This is a genomic window from Kyrpidia tusciae DSM 2912, from assembly GCF_000092905.1.
GTDB lineage: Bacteria > Bacillota > Bacilli > Kyrpidiales > Kyrpidiaceae > Kyrpidia > Kyrpidia tusciae.
Map to the genome: position 1 here is coordinate 2,149,658 of NC_014098.1, position 24,477 is coordinate 2,174,134.

General features: G+C 62.4%; 19 protein-coding genes. 5 read left to right on the forward strand and 14 right to left on the reverse strand.

Annotated features, from left to right (window positions below; all coding sequences use genetic code 11):
* The first annotated feature begins 136 nt into the window (after positions 1-136).
* Positions 137-994: a pyrroline-5-carboxylate reductase dimerization domain-containing protein gene (locus BTUS_RS10800; RefSeq protein WP_013076107.1), complete on the forward strand. Its 858-nt coding sequence runs from the start codon at positions 137-139 to the stop codon at positions 992-994.
* Here the strand turns inward: BTUS_RS10800 and BTUS_RS10805 are convergent.
* Positions 912-4,691, reverse strand: coding sequence for a UvrD-helicase domain-containing protein (locus BTUS_RS10805; RefSeq protein WP_013076108.1), 3,780 nt, complete (start codon positions 4,689-4,691; stop codon positions 912-914). The two genes, BTUS_RS10800 and BTUS_RS10805, sit on opposite strands and share 83 nt — an antisense overlap.
* The gene (locus BTUS_RS18465) at positions 4,675-7,854 is read right to left on the reverse strand and encodes a PD-(D/E)XK nuclease family protein (RefSeq protein ID WP_041304161.1); all 3,180 of its coding nucleotides are present in this window, start codon (positions 7,852-7,854) and stop codon (positions 4,675-4,677) included. The genes BTUS_RS10805 and BTUS_RS18465 overlap by 17 nt, the downstream gene beginning before the upstream one ends.
* Before the next feature lie 153 nt (positions 7,855-8,007).
* On the opposite strand from BTUS_RS18465, the gene BTUS_RS10815 reads away from it, so the two are divergent.
* Positions 8,008-8,730, forward strand: a complete 723-nt coding sequence (locus tag BTUS_RS10815) for a hypothetical protein (RefSeq protein ID WP_013076110.1) — start codon at positions 8,008-8,010, stop codon at positions 8,728-8,730.
* A gap of 8 nt (positions 8,731-8,738) precedes the next feature.
* Here BTUS_RS10815 and whiA read toward each other — a convergent pair whose 3' ends face one another.
* The 7 genes from whiA to BTUS_RS10850 all read right to left on the reverse strand — a co-directional run bounded on the left by whiA (position 8,739) and on the right by BTUS_RS10850 (position 15,393).
* A complete protein-coding gene (gene whiA / locus BTUS_RS10820) occupies positions 8,739-9,674 on the reverse strand; it encodes a DNA-binding protein WhiA (protein ID WP_041305761.1) in 936 nt (311 codons plus the stop codon).
* Between the two features lie 14 nt (positions 9,675-9,688).
* Entirely contained in the window at positions 9,689-10,873 is a 1,185-nt protein-coding gene (locus tag BTUS_RS10825; protein WP_013076112.1) for a gluconeogenesis factor YvcK family protein, read from the reverse strand.
* Entirely contained in the window at positions 10,860-11,768 is a 909-nt protein-coding gene (gene rapZ, locus BTUS_RS10830; RefSeq protein WP_041304162.1) for an RNase adapter RapZ, read from the reverse strand. The genes BTUS_RS10825 and rapZ overlap by 14 nt, the downstream gene beginning before the upstream one ends.
* 302 nt (positions 11,769-12,070) lie before the next feature.
* A complete protein-coding gene (locus tag BTUS_RS10835; protein WP_013076114.1) occupies positions 12,071-13,792 on the reverse strand; it encodes a tetratricopeptide repeat protein in 1,722 nt (573 codons plus the stop codon).
* An 85-nt stretch (positions 13,793-13,877) separates the two neighbouring features.
* Complete coding sequence (gene lgt, locus BTUS_RS10840) at positions 13,878-14,660, reverse strand: prolipoprotein diacylglyceryl transferase (RefSeq protein WP_013076115.1); 783 nt, start codon at positions 14,658-14,660, stop codon at positions 13,878-13,880.
* A 36-nt stretch (positions 14,661-14,696) separates the two neighbouring features.
* Positions 14,697-15,110, reverse strand: coding sequence for a hypothetical protein (locus BTUS_RS10845; RefSeq protein WP_013076116.1), 414 nt, complete (start codon positions 15,108-15,110; stop codon positions 14,697-14,699).
* A 73-nt stretch (positions 15,111-15,183) separates the two neighbouring features.
* Positions 15,184-15,393 carry a hypothetical protein gene (locus BTUS_RS10850; RefSeq protein WP_013076117.1) on the reverse strand — a complete coding sequence of 70 codons (210 nt, stop codon included), beginning with the start codon at positions 15,391-15,393 and terminating at the stop codon, positions 15,184-15,186.
* 255 nt (positions 15,394-15,648) lie between these two features.
* Between BTUS_RS10850 and BTUS_RS10855 the strand changes: the two genes are divergently transcribed.
* Positions 15,649-16,140, forward strand: coding sequence for a hypothetical protein (locus BTUS_RS10855; protein ID WP_013076118.1), 492 nt, complete (start codon positions 15,649-15,651; stop codon positions 16,138-16,140).
* 55 nt (positions 16,141-16,195) lie between these two features.
* Here BTUS_RS10855 and BTUS_RS10860 read toward each other — a convergent pair whose 3' ends face one another.
* Entirely contained in the window at positions 16,196-16,933 is a 738-nt protein-coding gene (locus BTUS_RS10860) for a class I SAM-dependent methyltransferase (RefSeq protein WP_013076119.1), read from the reverse strand.
* Positions 16,934-17,072: 139 nt separating this feature from the next.
* Positions 17,073-18,662, reverse strand: coding sequence for a long-chain-fatty-acid--CoA ligase (locus tag BTUS_RS10865; RefSeq protein ID WP_013076120.1), 1,590 nt, complete (start codon positions 18,660-18,662; stop codon positions 17,073-17,075).
* Positions 18,663-18,914: 252 nt separating this feature from the next.
* Between BTUS_RS10865 and BTUS_RS10870 the strand changes: the two genes are divergently transcribed.
* On the forward strand, positions 18,915-20,174 hold the full coding sequence (locus BTUS_RS10870; protein WP_013076121.1) for an aminopeptidase: 1,260 nt from the start codon (positions 18,915-18,917) through the stop codon (positions 20,172-20,174).
* 1 nt (position 20,175) lies between these two features.
* On the opposite strand, the gene BTUS_RS10875 is transcribed toward BTUS_RS10870, so the two are convergent.
* Genes BTUS_RS10875 through BTUS_RS10885 form a run of 3 tightly spaced genes read right to left on the reverse strand, consistent with a single transcriptional unit; the run spans position 20,176 to position 23,104 of the window.
* Positions 20,176-21,162: a Gfo/Idh/MocA family protein gene (locus BTUS_RS10875; protein WP_013076122.1), complete on the reverse strand. Its 987-nt coding sequence runs from the start codon at positions 21,160-21,162 to the stop codon at positions 20,176-20,178.
* Positions 21,159-22,178, reverse strand: a complete 1,020-nt coding sequence (locus BTUS_RS10880) for a Gfo/Idh/MocA family protein (RefSeq protein WP_169307968.1) — start codon at positions 22,176-22,178, stop codon at positions 21,159-21,161. Before BTUS_RS10880 ends, BTUS_RS10875 begins: the two co-directional genes overlap by 4 nt.
* Positions 22,179-22,207: 29 nt before the next feature.
* A complete protein-coding gene (locus BTUS_RS10885) occupies positions 22,208-23,104 on the reverse strand; it encodes a hydroxymethylglutaryl-CoA lyase (RefSeq protein ID WP_013076124.1) in 897 nt (298 codons plus the stop codon).
* A gap of 132 nt (positions 23,105-23,236) precedes the next feature.
* On the opposite strand from BTUS_RS10885, the gene BTUS_RS10890 reads away from it, so the two are divergent.
* Entirely contained in the window at positions 23,237-24,445 is a 1,209-nt protein-coding gene (locus tag BTUS_RS10890) for a CaiB/BaiF CoA transferase family protein (protein ID WP_013076125.1), read from the forward strand.
* Positions 24,446-24,477 lie beyond the last annotated feature (32 nt).

Genomic DNA, 24,477 nt, shown 5'->3' on the forward strand with positions numbered 1-24,477 from the left:
TTTACACTTTAATTATTTCGCGATCTATCGCAACATTCCTGCCGCGTGTTCGACAAAAATCCCTGGAAATCGGCATGTTGTTCCCCGGTGGGCCGTACAATTCAATAATGACCACGCATCTCTGGGAGGGTTGGTCATGCGCATTGGGTGTATCGGGACCGGAACCATCGGAAGCATGTTGATCGAGGCGTTGTCGTCAAAATTGCCCGAACCCCCGGACTTTGTCGTTTGCAATCGCAGCCGGGACAAAATTGCCGCCCTCGCCCGGCGGGTTCCCAGTCTGGTCATGGTGGCCACGGCAGCAGAAGTGGCCCAGCGGTCACAAACCCTATTTATCTGCGTCAAATCGCCAGATCTCGACCCGGTGATCGACCAAATTCGCCCCTTTCTCTCCCCAGATCACGTCCTTCTGATCACCGCCAGCGGGTTTGAGGTGGAGCGCCTCGAGCACCGAGTTCCGGCCCGGGTGGGAAAAATTATCCCCAGCATAACCCAGTTCGCAGGCGGCGGCGCAATCCTAACCCGGTACGGACCCCGGATGGACCGAGAAAGCTGCCGGAGCGTGGACGGGCTCCTGTCCTTCATCGGCACCCCTTTGCCGGTCACCGACGACCAGATTCGGGTGTACGCAGACCTGACCAGTTGCGGACCGGCATTCTTCGCCGCCCTCCTTCAAGCCTTCGCCCGGGCCGCGTCCGCCACGGGCCGAATCGGTGCCGGTGAGGCCGAGCATCTGCTGCAACTGACATGGAGTGCCACCGCCCGCCTCTTTGAAAACGGGTTTACCCCCGAAGACGTGCGTCGGAAAGTTTCGGTCCCCGGCGGCGTGACCGAAGCTGGGCTCGCCGTGCTCGACCCCGGTGCCGAAACCCTATTTCGCGATCTGTTCGCCGCCACCCAAGCCCACCATCTCAGCCACCAGCCGAGCCCCGGGCAAACCCGGGACAAATGGCCCGATAGGGACAGACCCGGCACATCGAGAGATCCTCTGTAAAAGGATACGCTTCGAGGCGCCATTCTCGCGACAAATGATTGAGCCTGGCATCCACGCGTTCCAATGCTTCCCTCACGTTCCCGGGATCGACCGGCACCGGAGCGAGTTCGCCCGGGTCTGTGAAGTACAAATACGCCTCGTCCACGGGTGCGAGGTTCCGTTCCACCGCCCATGCGTACAATTGGACTTGAAGCCGATAATGATCCACCAGGGCCCCCACCCCTTCAGGCGCCGTGCGGTTTGTCTTAAAATCCACCACCACCGTACGGCCGTCGGCGACAAAGATTTTATCCACCTGCCCATGAAGATCCCAAACCCGTTGTGCTCCCTGTAACCGGAGGTAGAAAGGCCACTCACTCCACACGTGCTGGGCCCGGTTTAGCCGTTTGGACAACTCCCCGTCGGCATAACGGAGCAACTCCTCCCGCACTTCTTCCCGGGCCCTGCGGCCGAGCGGGCCCGTTAAACGAAATTCCTCCAACACCTGGTCCAAGCGATCCAGAATCGGTTCCGCCCCGGTCCAGCGCTCGCACACCCGGTGAACCACCGTACCCCGGAGAAGAGGGGACCAACCGACTCTCTCCATCTCCGCTGGCCCTTGATCTCCCCCCATCAGTGGGTCAGGGATCTCCTGTTCCCCTAGCCCGTCCCCACTCGCCGTGTCAAAGGCCTGATCGAGGGCGGGCAGGCGCAAAGTCCAGTGATAGTAGTAGCGCCGGGGGCAGATATCATACTCCAATAGACGGCTGGCGGACACGGTGGCCATCTCCGGACGTCCGAGAGGTCCGCCGCCAGGCGTGATCACGAAATCCTCTCGATCCCAGCCCCCCTCGGTATTCCCCAGGGTGAGAATGTGGTGGATCAGTCGGGCGGCCGCTCCTTTCGCCTGGCCGTCCGCCGTCTGTGCGCCGGAATCAGGGGATTCGATCACCTCCGGGCTTTTGCCGGGCCGCTCCTCGCTGATGCCGCTGTCTTTGAGCTGCGGGCGGGCCGCGTCTATGGACCCGGCCGCCCCATCCGGCGCTGCCACCCGAGTCCAGATCACTCCTTCGCCCGCACGGCCAACCAGCTCCTCGGCGCCCGACAGGTCGCCCTGAGCGAGGGAACAGATCAGCCAATCAAACCAACTCCGGGCCGTGTCCACCGTCAGCGGATCTTTTTTCTTGGAGGGCAGCTTTCGAGTGCCAAAGAGGGCGAGGTGATCCCTGGCCCGGGTCAATGCCACATAAAATTTGCGCATCTCCTCCTCCCGGTCTTTGCGCGCCTCTCCTTCCCGCACCCGCTCATACCACCCGAAGCCGGCGTACTCCCCGACCCCGGGCCATTTAACCGCCAAAGCCCCGTCTTCGTCCATACACCACATCTCTCTCCGGGAGCGAAAAGGCCGGGCCAAATCCGGCAGCACCACCACGGGAAACTCCAGGCCCTTGGACTGGTGGACCGTCATCACCGTCACCGCATCGTCCCCGTCGACAACCCGGGCTTCCTCTTCGTCGGTGTCGTCCTCGATTTGCCATTGAATCCACGAAAGAAAAGCGGACAGGGACACCCGGCCCTCAGCTTCCCTTTCGTAGGCCATTTCGATGAACCGCCGCACGTTCTCCGCCTTTTGCCTGCCGCCCGAGGTTTGCAGAAGAGTCGGCACGATCCCCGTTTCATCCACGATCCGCTCCACCAGGGCCCCTGCCGATTCCCAGGCGGCCCGTCGGCGCCACTTGGCGACTTGCCGTGCCGCATCCTCCGCCGCCCTTCGATCCCATGGGGAAAGGGGAAGTTTGCGACTCCCGTCGACCCACCCGAGCGGATCCGCCGAGAACGCCAGCAGTCCACGTTCTTTCCCTCGGCCCGTGGCCAGGGCGATGATCGTCAGCCCATCGTCCGACATGCCGAACAAGGGCGAACGCAGAGCTCCAATCATGGCAACCTCGTCACCGGGATCGTACACCCAACGCAAAACCTGAATGAGATCCCGGACTTCCTGGCGGCGAAAAAAGTTCCGGCTTCCGGCGATGCGGTACGGCACCCCGGCCTCTTGAAGGGCGAGTTCGTACACGGGCAGGTGTGTCGAGACGGCCAGAAGCATGGCCACGTCGCCGTAGCGGGCCGGACGGAGACCGGATTCGCCCCCCACGGTGCCCCCGCTTTCTACAAAGCGCTGGATCCACCGGGCCGCCTCGGTGGCTTCGACCAGGCGACCGGCCAAACCTTCGGAATCGATGTGCACGATTTCCACCGATCCCCCCATCTTCTCGCGGGTCGGGACGAGGGGTTCGTACTCGATTTTAAAGGATGGCGGGGCGGCGTTTTCCCCGTTCGCCGATTCACCCATGACCGGACCGAGGACGCGGTTGACAAAGTCTAAGATGGGGCCCTGAGAACGGAAGTTGTGTCGAAGAGACACGGCGACCCCACCCTTTTCCTGCACCTGCCGGCGGGTTTCAACGAACACAGACACATCGGCCCCGCGAAACCGGTAAATGGACTGTTTTCCATCCCCGACAACAAACAGCCGGGCGCCGCCATCGAGCAAGAGTCCCACCAAGCGGGCCTGAAGGCGGTTCGTGTCCTGAAACTCGTCCACCATCACATACCGCAGGGAAGCGGTCCAGTGGCGGCGCACCTCAGAGTCTTCCAACAGCCGCACCGCCCTCAGTTGCAGATCTGTGTAATCGAGAGCCCGGTGTCCGGCCTTTTTCTTTTCATACCGCTGGGCGACCCGCTCCCACAACCGGCACAGCCCCTCGGTGACGTGAGGGAGATCGGCCGCTTGGACCGTTTCTGCCGCCGCTTTCACCGCGGCCTTCCACTTGGCCACCGCATCGCCGAGGGCCTTGGGAGCGTTACCGCTCCACATCTCTTTATCCAGCCGGCGCAGCCGCTCCTCCCATTCTTCGGTGACCCGGCCGTCCCAGGAAGCCAGGGCCTCCTCCATCTCCGGCCAACTCGCCGTAAACCGCGTGATTTTCTCGTAAGCCTTGGTGGTGGGCGATACCTTTTGACCGTCCTCCACCATTCGCCGTCCGGCCTCGAGCAGGGCCTCCCGGACCTGCAACCACCGCTTTGCTTCCCGGGCCAGGGCATCCCGGGAGACCGCCCACACCTCAGCCCCGGTTCGGTCCTCCTCCCGCCACGCGGCCCCCAGTTGCAGGACCAGGTCCATGGCCCCCGCCTCCCCGTAGACGAGCAGGGCGGAGCGAACCGCCGGCTCCTCTTCCTTCAAGGCCTCCATCAGGGCCTCCTGGGCCGATTCCCGGAGGAGTCGCCGGGCCTCGGGCTCGTCCAGCACCACGAAGTCCGGGTCCACCCCGGCCTCAAAGGGATACCGCCGGATCAGAGACGCGCAGTAGCTGTGGATCGTGCTAATCGGGGCGGTTTCCAGCTCTTCTTCGTAGGGCAAGAGCCTCGTTTCCCCCGCTTCGATCAACTGCCTCAGCCGGGCCCGAATTTTTCTCCGCATGTCCGCCGCCGCCGCTTCGGTAAACGTAATGGCGATGATCTCCCCCGGCCGGCAGGGCGCGCCGGTCGGAATGGGCGCATCTGTCTCTTCGGGCGGGGGAAGTGTAGGCCGCCCATTCAGCATGGCCGCGTATCGCTCGGTCAACACCCAGGTCTTCCCGGAACCAGCACCGGCGGTCACCACCACATCGGACCTGATGGCTGTAATCGCCCTCCACTGATCTTCAGTCGGTCTCAGCACCGCTCTGATCCTCCCCTTCGGACCCCACACCTTTTCGCAGCAGCAACACGTCATGTTTGCGGCATGCGTGCCCGAATTCACAACTCCGCTCCAGACAGGCCCCGGGGGCCACCGGGTAATCGCCTGCCCGCATCCGGCCATGATATTCCAGAATATAGTCCAGGGCTCGATCGATCAACGCCTGCCACTCCTCGTCCCCAAGGCCCACCCGGGGGCCCAAGCCGTGGTCCGCCCCTTTCCGCCAGAGGCCTTCCTTTTGACGATCCGGGCGTTCCAGCCCATAATACGCCGCACCCAGGGGTTCCCCGTCCGGGTAAAGCGCTTGGCGGACAATCTCCATATAAAGGGGCAGTTGCACATCGATTCCTTTCGCGATGGCCGCTTTGCCGTGCCGCCCGCCGCCGGTGGTCCGTTTGTAGTCGTAAACGATGAACCGGCCCTGGGCATCGGCGTCAATCCGGTCCACTCGCCCTTGAAACAAAAGCCCCTCCACCGCTATGGGGGTCGGAGAAGATGCCGGGTCGGACGAATCGTCCTCGCCCCCGAACGCCCATTCAAAATATCTCGGCCGCAGGCCAGATCCCCGGCGCTGGCTCCAGTCGTAAGCGACCCATTGCCAAATTCGGTTCCTCATCCGTTCTCGTTGGAGGGACCACGTCGGGAATTCCTTCAACCCCAACCGCTCTTCCAGGGCCTGTACTTCCTCCCCCCACCGTCGCTCCAGCAGCCCCAGCGCCCGGTCGATATCCAGCCACAGGTTCCCGTCCCCGGATTCTGCCAGATCCCGAACTTCGCGAAACAATCCGCTCAGCACCCGGTGATACAGCAGGCCCGCCTCCAGCGCGTCCAAAGGTTCCCGGGCCCCCCTCCCCACTTCGATCTTCCAGACCCGCCGCAGTAAAAAGCGGAACGGGCATGTCCCGTAATCGTTGAACATCGAGGCGCTGTAAACTCGGTCCTCGGAAAAGCGCTGGCCGAACTCTGTTTGGGCAAAATCACTGGACAACCGGCCTTCCCACGGGGAAAATTCCGGACCTTCCCGAAGTTTTTCAATCATCGCCTTAGCCGCGAGCCTTCGCCACCGCCCGGACAGGGGACCTGTGTCATCCACCGGACCATCGAAGGGATGGCCGTCAACTCTGTCCAGCGCCATGCGCTCCTCCCATGCCCGCCACAGGGCCACATGGGCAAAGGGAGGCCCGGCCTCTCTGGGATCTCCGGATTCTTGGGGAAGCCCTGCAACCGACTCCAATTCTTGCCCGCCTCCGGGAAGACATTGCCCACTCCGCCACAGTTGCTCAAGAATCCGAGACGGGAGCTTCCCTTCCGCTTCTACGTAAGTCAAAGCCACCTGGATACCCGGGGTTGCCAGGAGACGCAACAGGTTTTCTTCATGCTGGGCTCGAAGTTCTGCCGGCCGGGGCCATTCATAGCCCCGCAGTTTCAAAACATCGTACAGCACTTCGGCCAACCCTTCTTCCCGCTCCGGGGGAGGCCAGATCCCTTCGTTCACCTCAGGAACCACCGCCGCTTCGAGATCCAAAACCCAGGCCGTCTCCGGGGACACCACCCGGATCCCGTCTTCTTGACCCGGCCGAACGATCAACCGCCGGCCCTCCAGCTCTTCCCGCAACCAACGCGCCCATTCCCCCCGGGAACATCTCCCCGGCCATCCCACCCAACTGTCCGTCTCCCGCCACTCCCGCAGCATGGCCCGCAACACGGCATAAGCTTCCAGATCCTGGCGTATCCCCGCCCATTCCTCCGACCCCGCCTTTCGCGCCCGACGGCGCAGGGCCCGCTCTACTTCCATCTCTTCCAGCAAGCCTTCCAGGGCGTCCGCCCATTCGGACAACGACCCCGTCTCCGGCATCCCCGCCACCCGGTCCCGCACCTGTGCGAGCCATATGAGAACATCCTCCAGTTCCCTACGCTCTCCGGGTAAAAGATCGGTCTCCGCCTCCAGGGCTCGCCGGACACCCGCCATCCACCCGTCGGCCCCCGCGCGTTCCAGGCGTGGGTCCACCCTCCGGGCCAACACCCAGTGCCGCGGTCGTCCGTCCGGGGCGTACACATCGGACGCCACGGTAAAAAGCGCCGCCCGGCTCCACAGGCCCTGTGCCAACTCCAATAAACTGAACACATATTGAATCAGCGGAGCCGCCGTTCCGGGGCGTACCACCGGCTCGGCCAGGGAGATCCCCCGATCCGCCAAAGCCCGAACCAAAGCGGAGTCCGGCGTCGGCGGCCGGTCGGTGACCACGGCGATCCGCCGGGGTGAAAGGCCCTCCGCCAGCCGATCCGCCACCCAGCCCGCAACCCCCGCCCACTGACTCGCCTCGTCGGGGAAAGCAAGACTTGCCGCCACTGGGCGACGGCCGCCTTGAGGCAGCACATTGCCCCCTGGTTGCATGGCAAAACCCCGGCGGGTCAGCAGCCTCCATCCACCACGCTGCAAAGGCCCGCTTTCACTGCGCACGCCCGGGATCTCGACGGGGGGGAGACAGACCTCCACTGCCTCAACGCCTCGTATCGCGGCCACAAACCGGACAGCCGCGGCACTCAGTCTGGAAAATCCGTACACGACAACCCGCCTCACCCCGGGCAGCCACTCCGGAAGGGGGCGCTCCCCGAGAAGAGCCGCTGCCCGTCCCAACATCTCCGCCTCGTCCGCTGCCCCTGCGCGCATTGCCTGGGCCTCCACCACCGCCCGAAGCAGCCCGGCCAGCCAGCGCACCCGGCCCGCCTCCCGCCGGGGCAATTCCTCCGCCGCCTCTTCCAAAATCTCCGGGGGGACTTCCGCTTCCCGCAGCCGCTGAATGAGCCTCGCCGCCTTGCGCCGGACACCCGGCCAAGCGAGGGGATCGAGGGCCGGTCCTCCGCTGGGCGCCCCAAGCCGAGCCATGGCCCGGCCCACCATCCGCATCCGGACTGCCCTGGAGATGGGAATCCAGCGTTCTCCGGCGGCCGAAAGAAGACTTGCCGCCGCTTCTTCCAACGTCCATACTCTACCGGAGCCGAGGCTGTCAGCGACCTCTAACCACCGGTCCCGTACCGCCCGGGCCACCGCCCCGTCCGGGACCAACCACAGGACCCCGGCCCCGGGCGCTGTCTCCGACCGATCAAAGGGCGAACCGGCCACGATCTGCCTCCTCGTACTCACCCATTTCCCCTCCCTCAAAGCCGCGCTTTCTCACACGTCCCGGCGTCCCCCGCCTTGTGGCAACCCGGCCCCCCATATGTCCGTCGGCGCACACCCGGTCCGCCCTCCTGCATACACTGGCCTAGGTGACCCGGGCGGAAGGAGGCATCCGTCATGATTCAAGAACACGACCGGGATCTCAGCGAAGGTTGGTGGAACGGCAAGCCCGTGCGCTTCCTCGCCGGTGGGCCGACCGCTCTGGCACCGGCGGGAATTTATATCGCGGTGCGAAGCTGGAGTTCAGAAGGACGTCCCCAACTCGTCGAGGGCCAGCGGCCCATCCTCGATGCCCTGCCGGGGCGGCCGGGCTACAGTGCCCTTCGCTTTGTGCATTATTTTGAACTCCACTCCGGCATTCAGCCCGATGCCGTCCGCAGCGTCTCCGACGTTCTGAACCGGGCCAGGCGCATTCACACCCCCGGACACGTCGTGCACACTCCGGTGGTCCCCCCATCCACCCGGACGCTGTGGCCCACCGTGCCGGCCTGGCACGACAGCAACGAAGTCGCAGTTTTGGACGGAGGCCTCGCTCCCCTCGCCGTCAACCGGATCTACCTGGGCATTCGGGGCGTCGACCGCAAACAGAACCGCCTCATCTACATCCCCGGACAGCGGTGGGTCTTCGAATGGGCACCGGGTCATCCGGCCTATGGCCCCATCGCTCGGGTCCACTACGTAGAACTCGCCGACCCCGACTCCGGCGGAGGGCTGCGCAGTGTCGCCGACCTTCTGAAAAAAAGCCGGGCCCTTCACCTCACCCGGACCTTCGTCACGGCGGCGATTTTGGAAATCGACGGAAAACCCGCCTCCCCGACCCCACCCCCGAGCCTTCCATGAGGAAGCGCCTAACCCCCGGACTCTCTCACCCGCCTGGCCCACTCGTCCAGTTTGCGCAGCCGATGATTCACCCCGGATTTCGTCACCCCGCCACCCAACAACGCCCCCAGCTCTTTCAGATTGATGTCTGGGTGGCGCAGGCGCAGTTCGGCGACCTCCCGGAGTTTCGGCGGGAGGTTCTCCAAGCCGATGGTGCGCTCCAGGAAGCGGATGTTCTCGATCTGCCGCACCGCCGCCTGAACCGTCTTATTTAAATTCGCCGTTTCACAGTTAACCAGTCGATTCACTTGATTGCGCATGTCTTTCAAAATGCGAACGTCCTCGAAACGGAGCAGGGCTTGGTGGGCCCCGACGAGGTTCAGAAACTCGACGATCTTTTCCCCTTCTTTGAGATAGACGATCTCACCCCGTTTGCGTTGGATCGCCCGGGCATCCAAATCATAAGTCCCCAGCAGCCGGAGAAACCCCTTACTCAACTCCGCATCCCCGAGGGCGATCTCCAAATGATACGAGGCGCCCTCGGGGTTGTTCACCGAACCCGCCGCCAAAAATGCTCCCCGCATATACGCTCGGCGGCAACAGTCCCGACCCAGAAGCCGCTTCGGCACTCCTCCTTCCAGGCTCTCCCCTCGCCGGGAGATCTCCAAAGGCTCGAGCACTTCTTCTGCCTGTCGGGAGATTCGAACCAGATACACATTATTTTTTCGCAGCCGCATTTTCTTGCGAACCAAGACCTCTGCGTGCACCTGAAAGACATCTTTCAGCAACAGGTAGATCCGCCGGGCGATGGCCGCATTTTCCGTGGCAATGTCCAGGACCTCTCGATTCTCTACCGTGTGAAGGCTGCCGTTCAGCCGCAACAGCGCGGACAGCTCCGCCCGCTTACAACACGGTTTGTCCACCACCCCGGTCAGTTCTTTTTTCGTCTCCGCCGCAAAAGACACGGCCGATCCCCCCTTTAACGGCGCCGCCACCACGACCTCCGGGCACGCCTGGCCAACTGCACGATGCGTCGGCTCACTTTTTCGGCGTCGTGCCACGCATACCGGTCCAGGCGGAGAAAATCCCCGGTGATCACCCGGACACCCATGCGCTCCAAGGCCGAGACGTCCGCCGCCACCGGGTCCGCTCCCTCTTTCCGATACCGGCGCAAGGCCTCCTCCGGAATGGGGACCGTATGCACCACCGCAAAGTCAAAAAAGGGAAATCCAATGTGGTCGTATATCGCCTTCACGTGATCGGAGGCTGTGAACCCGTCCGTCTCCCCCGGCTGGGTCATCACATTGCACACATAGACTTTCCAGGCCCGGCTGCGGCGAATCGCCCGGGCGACCTCCGGGACGAGCAAATTCGGAATAATGCTGGTATACAGGCTCCCCGGGCCCAGCACCACCACATCGGCTTTCTCAATCGCCTCCACCACCTCTTGGGGCGCCTCGGCATCCCCAGGGGCGATGGCCACCCGCACGATTCGCCCACCGGCGGCGGGAATCCGAGACTCTCCGGTGATCTCCCGACCATCCTCCAACCTCGCCTTAAGGACCACCGCCCGCCGGGCTGCCGGCAACACCCGGCCCCGCACCGCGAGTACCCGGCTGGCCTCCCGGACCGCCGTCTCAAAATCCCCGGTCACGTCCGCCATCGCCGCGATAAACAAATTGCCGAAGCTGTGCCCGGCCAGGCCGTCGTCATCACCCTGAAAGCGGTGCTGCCACAACTGTTCCATGAGCGGCTCCGTGTCGGCCAGCGCCACGAGACAATTGCGTATATCTCCCGGGGGAGGCATCCCAAAAGCCGAGCGCAGCCTCCCGGAACTCCCTCCGTCGTCGGCCACCGTCACCACGGCGGTCAAATCCACCTCGTGCATCTTGAGCCCCCGGAGGAGCACCGATTGACCCGTTCCGCCGCCGATCACCACCACCCGGGGCCGGTGCAGGGGAGCCAACCGCTCCCGCCAGTTCCGGCGCTTTTCCCACCACGCACCCAGAATCAGCACCAGAACGCCGAATACCAGGGCCGACCACCCGAACACCGCCCGCTCGACCCCCGCATGTCCCAGTTCCCGCCCCGCCGCCAGAACAAACCCCAGCCCGAAGGCCGCAACTCCCCAGCCCCAGGCCCACCACGTCTTACCCATCCACATCGGCGCCTTTCGCCAGATCCCGGTGAATATCCCGGTGGTACACGTGGACCTTCTCCCGGGCTTGATAATGTCGGCGCAACAATTCCACCATCGCCACGGACCGGTGTTGCCCGCCGGTGCACCCCACCGCCACCACCAATTGGCTGCGCCCTTCTTTCACGTATTGGGGAAGCAGAAAGTCCAGCATATCTGTGAGTTTGTCGGAAAAGGTCTTGGCCGCAGGCCACTTCATCACATACTCGTACACGTCGAGATCCAGACCCGTCAAAGGGCGAAGGGCGTCCAAATAATACGGATTGGGAAGGAATCGAACATCGAATACGAGATCCGCATCGATGGGTACCCCGTACTTGAAACCGAAGGACACCAAATGTAAAGTCAGCCGATTGATGTCCGACCCGCTAAAATGCGCCGCAATCTTCTCTTTGAGCTCCGCCGGCTTGAGAAGGCTGGTATCGATGATCCAGTCGGCCCGGTCCCGGATCTCCTCCAAGAGCGTGCGTTCTTTTTCAATCCCCTCCAGAATCCGGTTGCCCTGGGCCAAGGGATGCCGTCGCCGGGTCGCCTTGTACCGCCGCACGAGCACCTCGTCCCGGGCTTCGAGAAACAGGATCCGGTACTGCACTCCGTATCGTTCCCCCAGGTCTTTCAGCGCCATCAGCAGATGAGAGAACCAGGAGCCGCCGCGGATGTCGCACACCAGCGCCAACCGGGACACCTTCCCTTCCGATTGGCGCATCAACTCCGCAAACTTCGGGATCAGCGCCGGAGGCAGATTATCCACGCAAAAATACCCCAGGTCTTCGAGACTTTGTACCGCCACGGTCTTGCCGGCCCCGGACAATCCCGTGATGATGACCAACTGCAAATCTCTCTCCACCTGTTCCTCCTCCATGCCGCCATCCCCCCACCTCTTCACCCATAAGCATATCACGGCGCAAAAAGAAGACACAATGAACTATTCTTAATACCAAACTCCCCTTCATTGTCTCACAAAAAAAAAAAGAAGGCGTCCCGAGACACCTTCGCAACTGTATCAGATCAAAGGGGGTCAGATGTGATACATCTATATCTTAAACCGATCGGGCCGAGGATGGGTGATGATCTTCTAAAGAATATGTGGAGATCTGTTTAGAATCCCGCCCACGTTCATGCCGATGCCCCAACCACCGGACACCCAGGCCAAGCCCACAGAACTTAATCGGTCAACATACAGGTCTCGATGATCAACCACAGCCGATCCCCCAGTCCCTGCTGGGAGACCTTGTAACGCTCGGCCACCTCTTTCCGGGAGAAGGGCAAATGACACCGATGACGGGCCGCACACTCCAAAGCTCCGGCCCACAGCTCCGGCTTTCGCACCCGGGGGGCCTGCAGATGAATCAATTGGGTGAACTCCGACCAAATCTCCATCGCCACTTTGGCCAGGGTCGTCTCCCCTCTGCCCTGGAGTTCCTGAACCGCCAGTTGTACAATCCGCTGCCACTCCGGGCGCCCGGCCAGGGACCTCGCGGACTCCGGGCGAAAATTCACCGGGAGAATCCTGGACGGGAGGCCGATCTCCACAATCTCCTCGGGCTGAAGCTCAAACATCCCTTTCAGCGCGGCCTGTTTCACCGGCAGATACTCATCGTCATCCAGAAGCAAAAAACGCAGCGCCCGCTCCACATCTTCCCCGCCAAAACTCACCACCAACGGAATGACCTGCCTTTTCGTGACGGGATCCCCGTGGCGGAGCACCCACATGAGAGAGGAACGGACCACCGACTCCGGCGGCCAAAGTTCCCGCCCCAACTTCGCCCCCGGGTCTTCAGAGCCGGGACCGCTTAAACGAGTGGTATCCGCGTACGGGAGAACATATTGATAGCTGACAGGGAGCGCCTCGAGGCCGCGGTTGATCGCCTCCCGAACGACCTCTTCATAATAGCGCCCGATCCCGGAAGAAGGATCCAAGGCCTGCACCTCTTCCCACAGGCGGGCCGCCTTTCGCAACCGCCCCAAGTTCCCGGCCGCCGCCGCCAAGGCGTGAACCACCGGCGCCTCCGGGCGAGGTAAGAACCTCACCAGATGGTTAAAAATATCATAAGCCGTGCGGTGTTCTTGAAGAATGCCCATGGTGGTCCCCAGCTTATACGCCAGTTCGGGCTGTATCGGCCTGAGTCTCCGCAATTGATCGAGGAGGGCTTGGGTTTGTTCTTCCTTTCCAGCAGAGCGGTAAAAAATCGCCAAATTGCACACGGCGTGGAGGTTGCCAGGCTGAAGCTCCAGGACCCCTATGGCCGTGTCAATGGCTTTTTCGACATCTCCGAGGTAATAATACGCTAAGGACAGGTTGTTCCGGTCCACAGTGGCGTCAGACGACTCTTGAATCTTCGCTTCAAGGTAAGCCGCCGCATCGAGAAACCTTCCATCTTCCAAAAAACGCCGCGCCACGTCCTCGTCGCCCCGCAACCGAATCCGACCGTCTCGACGCCTGCGCACCATGCGGGTCCCGAACTCGGTCACCAGGATATCCAGCATCTCTTCGGCTTCCTCCGCGAATTCCCCTTCGGGATCCACTTCCAGGTAACGCGAGGCATATTCCTGGGCGAGGTCGTACAACCCGAGGTTGGCAAAATTATTGGCCATGTAGAAATAACACTCGTACATTTTCGGATCCAATTCGAGAAGAACCCGCTCCAACACTTCATTCGAAGCCTGATAGTCCCCGAGCTCGGACAGTACCCCCGCCAAATTGCAGTGGTTGACCGGGTTCCCCGGCTCGTATTCCACGACTTTCCGGAAGTATTTCAAGGCCCGGGGAAGATCGTGTCGATCCAGCGAGCGCACGGCCCGTTCAAAAAAGAACGTCGCATCCATGCGCACGAGCGCCACCTTGTGACCTTGGGGTTTGCCGCTGGTACCCCCTTGCTTCGCCATCCCCAACACCTCCTCAACCGCGCCTTTGGGAAAACCTCTGCCTCCAGTGTACCAATGATCCCCATCGTACGATAGAGGGATTTTTTCACACCGCCTCACGGTCTGACCGCCAGGCCAAGTAGACCATAAATCCCGCTGCCAGCACAACCACCGCCACGCTGGTCCACTGGGCAGCCGTCCAGCCGAAAAGAAACCGCGGGCTGTCCCCCCGAAGCATTTCTAAGAAGAACCGCGCTCCATTGTACAGGATCACATAAATGAAAAACACCCACCCCTTGGGCAATCTCCACTGTTTCAGGATCAGGAGCAGGGCAAAAATCACGACGTCTGCCTGGCCTTCCCAGATCTCAGCCGGCCACAGGGGTTGGTCCCCGTATACCTGGCGGGCCAGTGATCCTTGGGGATACAGAATCCCGAAATCCCCGCCCGTGGGCCCGCCAAAGGCGTCGCCGTTCATCACATTGGCCGCCCGGCCAATGCTCTGCCCAAGCACCAACCCCGGGGCTGCGAGATCCATCAATTCCCAAGTGTTGAGTTGATGCCGCCGAACGTACCACAGCCCCATCACCAGGGCTCCGACAACCCCGCCTTGAATCGATAGGCCCCCGTGCCAAACTGCGGGGATCTCCCAGGGATGCGCTCGGTAAAACGGCCAATCAAAAAAGAACACCTGCCAAAACCTCGCCCCCACGACCCCGGCCAGAAACAGCCACGGAGCGAGATTCCACAGGTGTTCCACATACCGCTCCTTGCGTTCCACTTTTGCCAAATACAAAGTCACACCGAACCCGAGCAAAAACGCCAGCACGAACAAAGTGCTGTAAGCTCTGACAGGAAATGGGCCAATGTGAAACCAATACGGATGCATGCCTCAACCCCCTGGTCCGCCGCCCCGGACGGCAAACTACGGTACGCTGACGGTGGCCTCCCGGGGGGTACCCACCGGCCGGTGATCCCAATCCACCAAGACCACGCGCACCCGGTGGACACCCGGTTCCACGCTTGGCAACACCACCTTGGGGCTGTAGAGCTCGGCCACTAAACGGCCATCGAGGAACACTTGCGCGCCTCCGGTTTGCGGGGCCGCGGAGGCACGATCACCCGTCCAGGCAAACCCGTGGGGCGTGATGCCCACCTCCACCCCGTCGGGCAGGCCCCGTACCCTCACATCCACCTCGGGTCCCGGTCCCCCGGCGGGAATCCGCCCGGGTCCACCGCTCACTTCCAAGGATACCATTCCCACCACGACAACGCCAAGCACGACCACCGCCATCTTTAGCCGCTCCGCCGCGAACGTCCAACCCGAAACCCTCCGCATGCCGCCACCCTCTCTGTCCACTTCGGAGTTCTATCCGATGTGTACGCCAAAGAGGGCAAGGACATGACCCTTGTCACCGCCGACCACGCGGGGCTTGGGCCGACCTGGCCCGCTCCTCACCGTTTTGAAACAGCCAGGATTTCTGGCGCCCGGATTCCCCGTGCACCTCTGCCTCGGTCTTTTCCACGCAAAATGGACAAATGATTTCGTTGTTGTGGGTATTGTCCTCCCGCTTTCCGATAAAATGGCGCCCACACACGACGCAAAAAAGCATCACGGGCACCCACTCCTCCTTTGGCACACGATGTTGAGGGTTAGCGCGGCGCGGATCCGGCGCAGTCCGGCATCCACCCGGCTCGGCGACGGCAACCACCCCGCGTTGGCTTTAAGTTTACCGCATTCCCCCGAGGAAGTGCCAGACCCTTTTAGTGGGTTTTACAAAAAAATGTGGTGTCCGTCCACACCCCCCTGTCGGGGAGTGGCATAGGAATATGGCAGAGCGTCGACCATTCACCTTCGGCGCGTGAGGAGGAAAGCCATGACCCCGAACCCGCAACAGACCCGGAGGCCGTCCGTTCGCCCAGGACAGCGCATCACCGTCGCCACGCCCCAGGGCACATACCGGGGCATCGTGTACGCCGTTCATCCCGAAGGAATGTGGCTCATGTCCCCTGAGGATCACGCGCCGCCGATTATTCCTTTAAATCGGGCTCCCGGCGGGCGGATCGAACCTGCATTTTTAGGGCTGTTCCGATTCCTTCCTGAGTTTAGAGGCCGGGGACGGCCGTCTGCACCCGATCCCCCGGCTGCAGACGGGTGGGCCCCGGGACCGCCCTTTACGCCCCTGCAAAGAGCCGTGCAGCCGGCGGGACCCTGGTTCGGCCAACATCCCGGCGGAGCGCCGGCTTCCCCTCCGGCCGAGTCTTCCGCCGGGTCCGGCTCGTCCCGGGGGTTTCTGGGTTTTCTCGCCGGCCGGAACCGGTTTTGGTGGCTGCCCCTGGCCTTTTACGGGCTGCGGCTTTTTTTCTGAAGGGCCACAGCCCTTCCCGGTCATCGAAGTCCGTTGAAACCCCTTCGCCAGTCTGTCAATTCGCCGGTTTTCGTCCGGTCACCACCACATAGCCCAAGTGCTTGGCGTGTCGCGCCATCAGCTCGGTGTTGGCCCTGAGCACCTCCCGGACTTCGGCGTCGTCCAGGGCGGTGGATCCCAGATCCCATCGATCCGGGTCGTCCCATTCGTCCTTCAAAGCCCGATTCAGGTCGATTCTCCTGGCCTCGACGAGTCGCACGTCCGAGAATCCAGCCCGACGGTACAACCCCTCCCAGTCCCCATAGAGTGGTAAATCCTTCACGCCGTACAGATCCTCGATTGCCCGGGCGGTCTCGGCGGGCAGGGCGTGTCTGGCCGCCATTTCCACGTCCAAGACTCCGCCCCCGGGCACCAAAAGCCTTCGGTACTGCTCCACAGCCTTTTCCCGGGGCACGAACACCGTCACCGATTCGGCGATCACCCAATCAAAAGACGCCTCGTCGAAGGGAGGGGCGAGCACATCCCCCGGGACGAACTCCGCCGCAACGCCTTCCAGGCGGGCCCGACGCCGGGCCTTTCGAATCATCAGTGGCTGAAGGTCAAGACCTGTCACCCGGCAGCCAAACCGTTTTGCCAGGTAACAGGCCGTGCGCCCCGTCCCGCAACCCGCGTCCAGGACCCGGGTACCCGGGCCGAGGGACAATTGACCGATCCATTTTTTCGTCAGGGCAAACCCGCCGGGATGGGCGCTCCCCACCCCGACTTTCGCCAGCACTTCCTGGTACCGATTCAACGTCAATCCCTCCCCGCTGTGACCATTGTATGGAGAAGCGGGGAGGGCCGCCCGGGCGCGGGTCAGCTCCCGGGGCGGACAGAGGAGCCCAAAGGACTCCCCACGGGACTCGACAAAGGTCGGTTCTGGACGTGCGAAATCATTGCACGCGCTTGTCCCGGCCGGACCAGTACCGCTCCCGAAGCTTGAATTTCTGCAGTTTTCCCGTGGCCGTGCGGGGAAGCTCGTCCACGAACTCGTAGTCTTTCGGGCACTTAAAGTGGGCGAGGCGCGCCCGGCAGAATTCGTTCAGTTCTTCCGCGGTGACTTGATGGCCCGGTTTTACCACCACCAGCGCCACCGGCACCTCCCCCCACCGCTCGTCGGGCCGGGCCACGACCCCGACATCGGCCACCGCCGGGTGTTGATAAAGCACCCCTTCCACTTCCACCGAAGAAATGTTTTCACCGCCGGAAATAATCACATCTTTGAGCCGGTCGACGATCTCGATAAATCCGTTCGGGTGCACCACGGCGAGATCGCCGCTGTGGAACCAGCCGTCCCGGATCGCCCGAGCCGTCTCCTCGGGTTGTTTGTAATACCCTTCCATGACCACGTTACCCCGAGCCACGATCTCACCGATCTCCCGACCGTTCCATTCCACGTCAGAACCGTCTTCCCGAACCACCTTCGTTTCCCCGCTGAAAACCATCTCAACCCCTTGGCGAGCCTTGACAATCGCCTGCTCCTCCGGCAACAAGTTGTCGAATTCCTTGCGCCACTCGCAGTAGCTGATAAACGGGGAAGTCTCCGTCAGCCCGTAAACGTGGATGACTTCCATGTGGAGGTATTTTTGCACCCGGTCGATGATGGCAGCGGGGGGTGGCGAGCCGGCCGTCCCCATCCGGGGCCGGGTGGCGATGCGCACCTGTTCCAGGTTCGGGGCTTGGACCAACATATTGAGCACCGTGGGAGCCCCACAGGCCAGGGTGATCCCCTCTTTCTCGTAGAGATTCAGGATCTTCTCCGGATCCACCTTCCGCAGGCAGACGTGGGTCGCCCCTACGGCCGTGATCGCCCAGACCCCACCCCAGCCGTTGGCGTGGAACATGGGCAAAGTGTGGAGATACACATCATCGTGAGACACGCGAAGATGAAGGAGAAAATCGGCGGCATTCAGATAATTCCCCCGATGGGTCATGATCACCCCTTTGGGTTTCGATGTGGTGCCGCTGGTGTAGTTAATGCTGATCATCTGGTTCTCATCGATTTCCACATGGATCGGCGCCGGGGAGGACTCCGCCAAAAGGGTTTCGTAATCCATGGCTTCCAGCGGAGAAGACAAGCCGGAATCGATCTGGATATAGTGGCGGACCTGCGGCAGCCGGGAGCGAATGTCGTGAATCCGGTCGCCCCATTCCGCATCGACAATGACCACTTCGGAATCGCTGTGGTCGATGACGTACCCGAGCTCATCGGGATTGAGGCGGATGTTGAGAGGTACAATCACCGCTCCCATTTGACAAATCCCGTAAAAGCATTCGAGCATGGGATGGGTGTTGGGCACCATCACAGCAACTTTTGTGCCCGCCGCCACCCCAAGTTTGCGGAGAGCATTCGAGAGGCGGTTCACCCGGTCATCAAACTGCCGGTACGTGAATCGTTTGTCCTCGTCAATCACTGCGATTTTGTCCGGATAGAGTTTCACGGCGCGGCGTTTCCAATCCAGTGGCGTCAGTGGCGTAATCAACGCTTGTCCTCCTTTACCCGTCATTCATTTTCCACTCAAGTGTAGTATAACAGAACACGCTCGACGCGATTGCAACAAAAAAGGTGCCCATTTGCGCCCATCTCACTCTCCTCGAGCCAATGCCATCACCGTCACCACCGGAGGTTCGCATTATGTGCTCCCACGCCAATGTCCGCCTGTGTCCTCCGATTGGGGGTAAGATCGGGTTATAATGGAAAAGTCGGAAACTGTTTCAGCGAGGAGGCCGAGCCCATGTTGACGGGAAATGCACTGCGCGATCAGTTGCGTAAATACGCGGAGTTAGCGGTCAAAGTCGGGGTGAACCTGCAGCCGGGACAGCATCTGGTGATCGGCTACGGAATTCGCCAGGTGCTGCCGGAACACGTGGAATTCGCCCGGATGTTGACGGAAGTGGGGTACGAGGCGGGAGCGAAGTTCGTCCACGTGGATTGGGGGGACGAATGGTGGGTGCGGGAGACCATTTTGCGGGGGGATCTGGAAACCTTTAAATCCCGGGCCCGCCACCAGGTGGAATGGGTGCAGCGCCTGGCCGACGAGGGGGCCGTATATTTGGCCCTGCCCGCCACGGACCCGGACCTGTTTGCCGGGATCGATCCGAAGCAAGTGACGGCCTTCCTCAACGCCCAGGCGGAGATTTTCCGGCCCTTTAACGATAAGCGGACAAACGACGAGTACGCCTGGTCCCTCATGTCCGCACCGACCCAGGCCTGGGCCGACAAGGTCTTTCCGGAACTGCCGCCGGAACAGCGTCTCGACGCCCTGTGGAACGACATCCTGATCTGCTCCCGGGCGGACGGGCCGGATCCCGTGGGGGCGTGGCGGGAGCATTTGGAGAATTTGAAGAAGCGGGCGAAGTGGTTGACAGACCTGCGGATCCGTCGCCTGCATTACCGGGCACCCGGGACAGACCTCACCGTGGGGTTGCCAGAAACCCACTACTGGGCGGCAGCGTCGAACCAGACGCCCCAAAGGGTGGCCTTCGTGGCGAACATCCCCACCGAGGAGGTGTACACCGTTCCGCTCCGGGAGGGCGTTGAGGGCACCGTTTCCAGCACCATGCCCCTCAACCACAACGGCTCCTTGATTGAGGGCATCCGGCTCCGCTTTGAAAAGGGAAAGATCGTGGAAACCACGGCCACCCGGGGGGAAGAGGCCCTTCGCCACATCGTGGAGACAGATGAGGGCAGTCGATATCTCGGGGAGATTTCCTTGGTCCCGGTGGATTCGCCCATCTCCCAGCGGGGGCGACTCTTTTACAACACGCTGTTTGACGAAAACGCCTCGTGCCATCTGGCCATCGGGAACGCCTACCCCCTCATCGAGGGCGGACGCGATCTCGATCGGGCCGCCTGGCGGGCAGCGGGGCTCAACCAGAGCTTGGTGCACGTCGATTTTATGGTGGGATCCGACCGAATGGACATCGACGCCGAAACCCGGTCCGGGGAGACGGTGCCGATTTTCCGAAGCGGGCGGTGGGCAACATCTGTCTAAATCACAAACTCACCTCCCGCCCGATCCGGGCAGACCGATACGCCGCTTCCACCACCCGCTCCACCGCCCACGCGTCCTCCGCCGGGGCCAAGAGGCTCTCCGGTGGCATGCGGCCGGCCCGCACCGCCTCGACAAAGGCCTCAACCATACATATATAGGGGTCATCTCCGTAGATCCGCCGGTGCACCCCCTGTTCCCCATATTCCTTGACAAACTCGGAAAACACGTCCATCTCCGCCGTGCCCTTTTCCCCAACGAGGCGAAGCTGAAGCCCGCCCCAGGTGGGATATGACGCCGGCCTCGACCAGCTGGGATCGAGCCCGGCGATCCATCCCCTTGAAAATCTCAACTGCAAATGAGCGGCGTCCTCCACTTCAATGTCCGGATGGAAAAGGGTGGCGGACCGGGCGAACACAGACTGGACCTCATCCCCGGTCATCCAGCGCAACAAATCGATCAGGTGGACGGCGTGGTCCCAAATCGCCCCGCCTCCATACCCCTTCTGGGCGAACCAACCCCCGGGCATTTTTCCACAATTGGCCCCCACCGCAGCGACGAGGGTACCGAGGGCTCCATTGTGCATCAGCGTTTTCAAGCGAAGGGCCGCCGGGCTAAAGCGAACGGCGAAGGCCACCGCCAAGACCCGCCCCAGCCGCTGGGCCCGGGCCGCCAGATCCCGGGCCCGGCTCGCCGCCCCGGCCAAGGGCTTCTCGCACAGGACGTGTTTCCCCGCTCGCAGGGCGGCCAACACCACGGGGTAATGGCGGCTGTTCTCCGCCGCCACCACCACGCCATCGCACCGCTCCAGCAGGCGATCGAGATCCGCCTCAAAGAGCACCCCGTGACGTTCCGCCAGATCCCGGCCGCGGTGAAGGACGTGATCCCAGATCCCCACCAACTCCGCCCCGGGAAGCTGCCGAAGGGTGGAGACGTAAGTGTCCGCATGAACATGGGCCCCGGACAAAACGGCCATCCGCACGGGATTCATGAGACCACCTCTTTCGGGGATACCGGCCGCCGGCTTTCCGCGGAACGGAGGGCCGCCCAAGCCACGGCCACCGATTCCAACGCCGCTTCCCAGGTCACCGGAGGGGCTTCGTTCCGGCGCAGGCTGTCGAAAAAAGCTTCGAGCTCCCGCTGATACGGGGTCTTCCCGAGGGGCAGCCGAAAAGCCCCGGCCCCCGCCCCGTCATCCCCCCGGGTCCACACCCGCAGGGGCACCACCGCCGAACTGCTGTACTGGAGCAGGTACCCCTTTCCCGCCAGCTCAAATTCCATCGTGAGACCCGGGGCATCCAGCCAGCTTCCTTCGATGTGAGAGAGACTTCCATTATCGTGCACCAAAGTCGTGAGGGCGTACCGTCCCCCTGCCGCCGTCCGGCAAAACACCTCCCTCACCGGCCCCAGGGTCCAGCGGCAGAAATCAAAATCGTGGATGGATAAGTCCAGCACCACGCCCCCGCTCTTCCCCACGTCCCCGTACCAGTCGTCTTCCCCCACCGGCATCGAAGACCGCCGGGCGGCCCCGGCCACCCCTTTCGCGCCCCGGGCCAGGGCTATTCGGTGCAACTGTTGATACTCTGGAAAAAATCTCAACACGTGGCCGACCATCAACTGAACCCCCGCCCGCTTGATGGCATCGCGGATCGCCGGAGCCTCTTCCGGGCGACGGACCAAGGGCTTTTCCAAAAAGATGTGTTTGCCGCACTCCGCCGCGAGCAAAACCGCCTCCAGGTGCAGGTGGGTCGGAAGACAAATGTCCACCACGTGGACATCTTTGCGCGTCACCAAAGGCTTCATCTCATCGTATCGGGGCGCGGGCCAGACTCCTGGCACCGGTCGGCGGGTGTAGATGCCCACCAACCGCACGCCTTGGATCCGGCGAAGCGCCTCCACGTGAACCCGCCCCATGGTTCCATACCCCAAAACGGCCACCCCGAGCACAAGGATCCCCCTTCGGATCGACGGGCGGCCGTCCTCATCTCCGACCGCCCTTTTCCCCATGCATATTCGCCCGGGAAGGCAACTAGAAGTCAGGCCAAAGCGATCGGCAGCGGCCCGGCTTTCATCACCAGTCCGTCCAGCGTTCGGCCGACCCGATCCTGCACCCATTCGGCGGTCTCAATCAGCGCGCCCAGGTCCACCCCGGTGCGAAAGCCCATGCTGTGGAGCATGTGAACGAGGTCCTCCGTACACGCGTTTCCAACGGCCATCGGCGCAAACGGACATCCTCCCAGTCCGCCCACCGAGCTGTCAAAATGGCGTACCCCTTCCTCCAGACCGGCGAAGACGTTCGCCAGCGCCATCCCCCGGGTGTTGTGGGTGTGCAACCCGGGCGTTCTCCCGAGCCGGTCGGAAAACAGACGAACCATCGCGCGCACCTGGAGAGGATGGGCCATCCCGGTGGTGTCCGCCAATGTAACCCCCTCCACCCCGGCGTCAAAATACGCCGCCGCGATGTCCAAAACCCGCCGGGCCGCCACTTCCCCTTCATAGGGACACCCGAATGCCGTGGCCACCAGGCCGGTCACTCGCTTGCCGGCCACCCGGGCCCGTTCGATCAGCGGCAACAGGCGCTCCAGCCCCTCTTGGGTGGGTCGCCCCGCGTTTTTCCGGTTAAAGGTGTCCGACGCGGCCACCACCACGTGAACATCGGTCAGGGCTTCGCAGGTCAGCGCCCGCTCCATTCCCCCCGCACTGAGGACCAAGCCGGCATACCGCACCCCCGGAACCCGGGTCACCCGGGCCATCACCTGCTCCGCCCCCGCCATCTGCGGAACCAGATCATCCCGAACAAAAGACACACACTCCACATATCGCAGCCCGGACCCGACCAGGCGGTTGATCATCTCCACCCGTTCATCCACGGACAACCTCCGCTTTTCTGTTTGCAGCCCATCGCGGGGCCCCACCTCGCACACCTGAATCATGGCCGCCACCTCTTTTCATTTCAGAAAGGATTGTATTGCATACAATTATAGAGTATAATGGGCCTATCTACAACTAAATCACCCTTTTTTCATCACGATTGTATGCAAAATGGTTTTTTGGAGGTGTCAACGATGGGCAATGCGGCACATCCCCTCCCCCTCGCGGATATCCGCGTGGTGGAATTGGGGTCTCTCATCGCCGGTCCTTTCACCGGCCGAATCCTCGGCGATTTCGGCGCTGAAGTCATCAAAGTCGAACCTCCGGACCGTCCGGATCCCCTGCGCATGTGGGGAGAGCGCCTGGAGGGGCACGGCCTTTTCTGGCCGATTCAGGCCCGCAACAAAAAGTGCATCACCCTCAATCTCCGGGAACCCAAGGGACAGGACTTGTTCCGTCAACTGCTGCCGCACGTGGATGTGGTGGTGGAGAATTTTCGGCCCGGCACTCTGGAAAAGTGGAACCTGGGATACGAAGCCATGTCCGCCGTCAATCCGGGCCTCATCTTGGTGCGCACATCCGGGTTCGGGCAAACCGGCCCCTACAAAGACCGGGCCGGTTTTGGGTCGATCGGCGAAGCCATGGGAGGGATCCGCTATGTGACAGGCCACCCGGACCGCCCTCCGGTTCGGACGGGCATCAGCATCGGAGATTCCCTGGCCGGATTGTATGCCGCCATCGGATGTTTGGTGGCCCTGCACGAACGCAGCCGATCCGGACGGGGGCAGGTCGTGGACACCGCCTTATATGAAGCTGTGTTCGGAGTGATGGAATCGATCATCCCAGAGTACGGCCTGCTCGGGCACATCCGGGAGCGGTCCGGAAATATCCTTCCCGGTGTCGCGCCGTCGAACATCTATGCCACGGCGGACGGTTCCTGGATCGCCATCGGGGCCAATGCGGACACGGTTTTCCGGCGGTTGTGCGCCGCCATGGGACGCCCGGAATTGGCGGAAGACGAGCGGTTTGCCACCCATATCGCCCGGGGAGAGCACCAAGAGGAACTGGACGACCTGATCGAGTCATGGACAAAAACCCGGACTTGCGAGGAACTCCTGGAGATGCTGGCGCAATCTGGCGTTCCCGCCGGTCGGATCTACAACGCCCGGGATATGTTTCATGACCCTCACTACCGTGCCCGGGACATGATCCTCGAAGTGGATCATCCGGTCTTCGGTCGCTTTCCGATGCCCGGTGTGGTGCCGAAACTGAGCCGCACCCCGGGGAAGGTCAGACATCCCGGACCACCCGCACTCGGGGAGCACAACCGGGACATTTACGAAGGTCTGCTCGGCCTGTCCCCGTCCGCGGTGGATACGCTGAAATCCGAAGGCATTATTTGATGCCGCGCCCCACGACCTTGCCGAAAGGAAGA

Excerpts from the sequence above, each read along its gene's own strand:
- BTUS_RS10890 (WP_013076125.1), top strand. The coding sequence starts at position 23,237 with ATGGGCAATGCGGCACATCCCCTCCCCCTCGCGGATATCCGCGTGGTG.
- BTUS_RS10875 (WP_013076122.1), bottom strand. The coding sequence starts at position 21,162 with ATGAATCCCGTGCGGATGGCCGTTTTGTCCGGGGCCCATGTTCATGCG.
- BTUS_RS10825 (WP_013076112.1), bottom strand. The coding sequence starts at position 10,873 with ATGTGGATGGGTAAGACGTGGTGGGCCTGGGGCTGGGGAGTTGCGGCC.
- BTUS_RS10870 (WP_013076121.1), top strand. The coding sequence starts at position 18,915 with ATGTTGACGGGAAATGCACTGCGCGATCAGTTGCGTAAATACGCGGAG.
- BTUS_RS10800 (WP_013076107.1), top strand. The coding sequence starts at position 137 with ATGCGCATTGGGTGTATCGGGACCGGAACCATCGGAAGCATGTTGATC.
- BTUS_RS10835 (WP_013076114.1), bottom strand. The coding sequence starts at position 13,792 with ATGGCGAAGCAAGGGGGTACCAGCGGCAAACCCCAAGGTCACAAGGTG.
- rapZ (WP_041304162.1), bottom strand. The coding sequence starts at position 11,768 with ATGGAGGAGGAACAGGTGGAGAGAGATTTGCAGTTGGTCATCATCACG.
- BTUS_RS10855 (WP_013076118.1), top strand. The coding sequence starts at position 15,649 with ATGACCCCGAACCCGCAACAGACCCGGAGGCCGTCCGTTCGCCCAGGA.
- BTUS_RS10880 (WP_169307968.1), bottom strand. The coding sequence starts at position 22,178 with ATGGGGAAAAGGGCGGTCGGAGATGAGGACGGCCGCCCGTCGATCCGA.
- BTUS_RS10885 (WP_013076124.1), bottom strand. The coding sequence starts at position 23,104 with ATGATTCAGGTGTGCGAGGTGGGGCCCCGCGATGGGCTGCAAACAGAA.
- lgt (WP_013076115.1), bottom strand. The coding sequence starts at position 14,660 with ATGCATCCGTATTGGTTTCACATTGGCCCATTTCCTGTCAGAGCTTAC.
- BTUS_RS10845 (WP_013076116.1), bottom strand. The coding sequence starts at position 15,110 with ATGCGGAGGGTTTCGGGTTGGACGTTCGCGGCGGAGCGGCTAAAGATG.
- BTUS_RS10815 (WP_013076110.1), top strand. The coding sequence starts at position 8,008 with ATGATTCAAGAACACGACCGGGATCTCAGCGAAGGTTGGTGGAACGGC.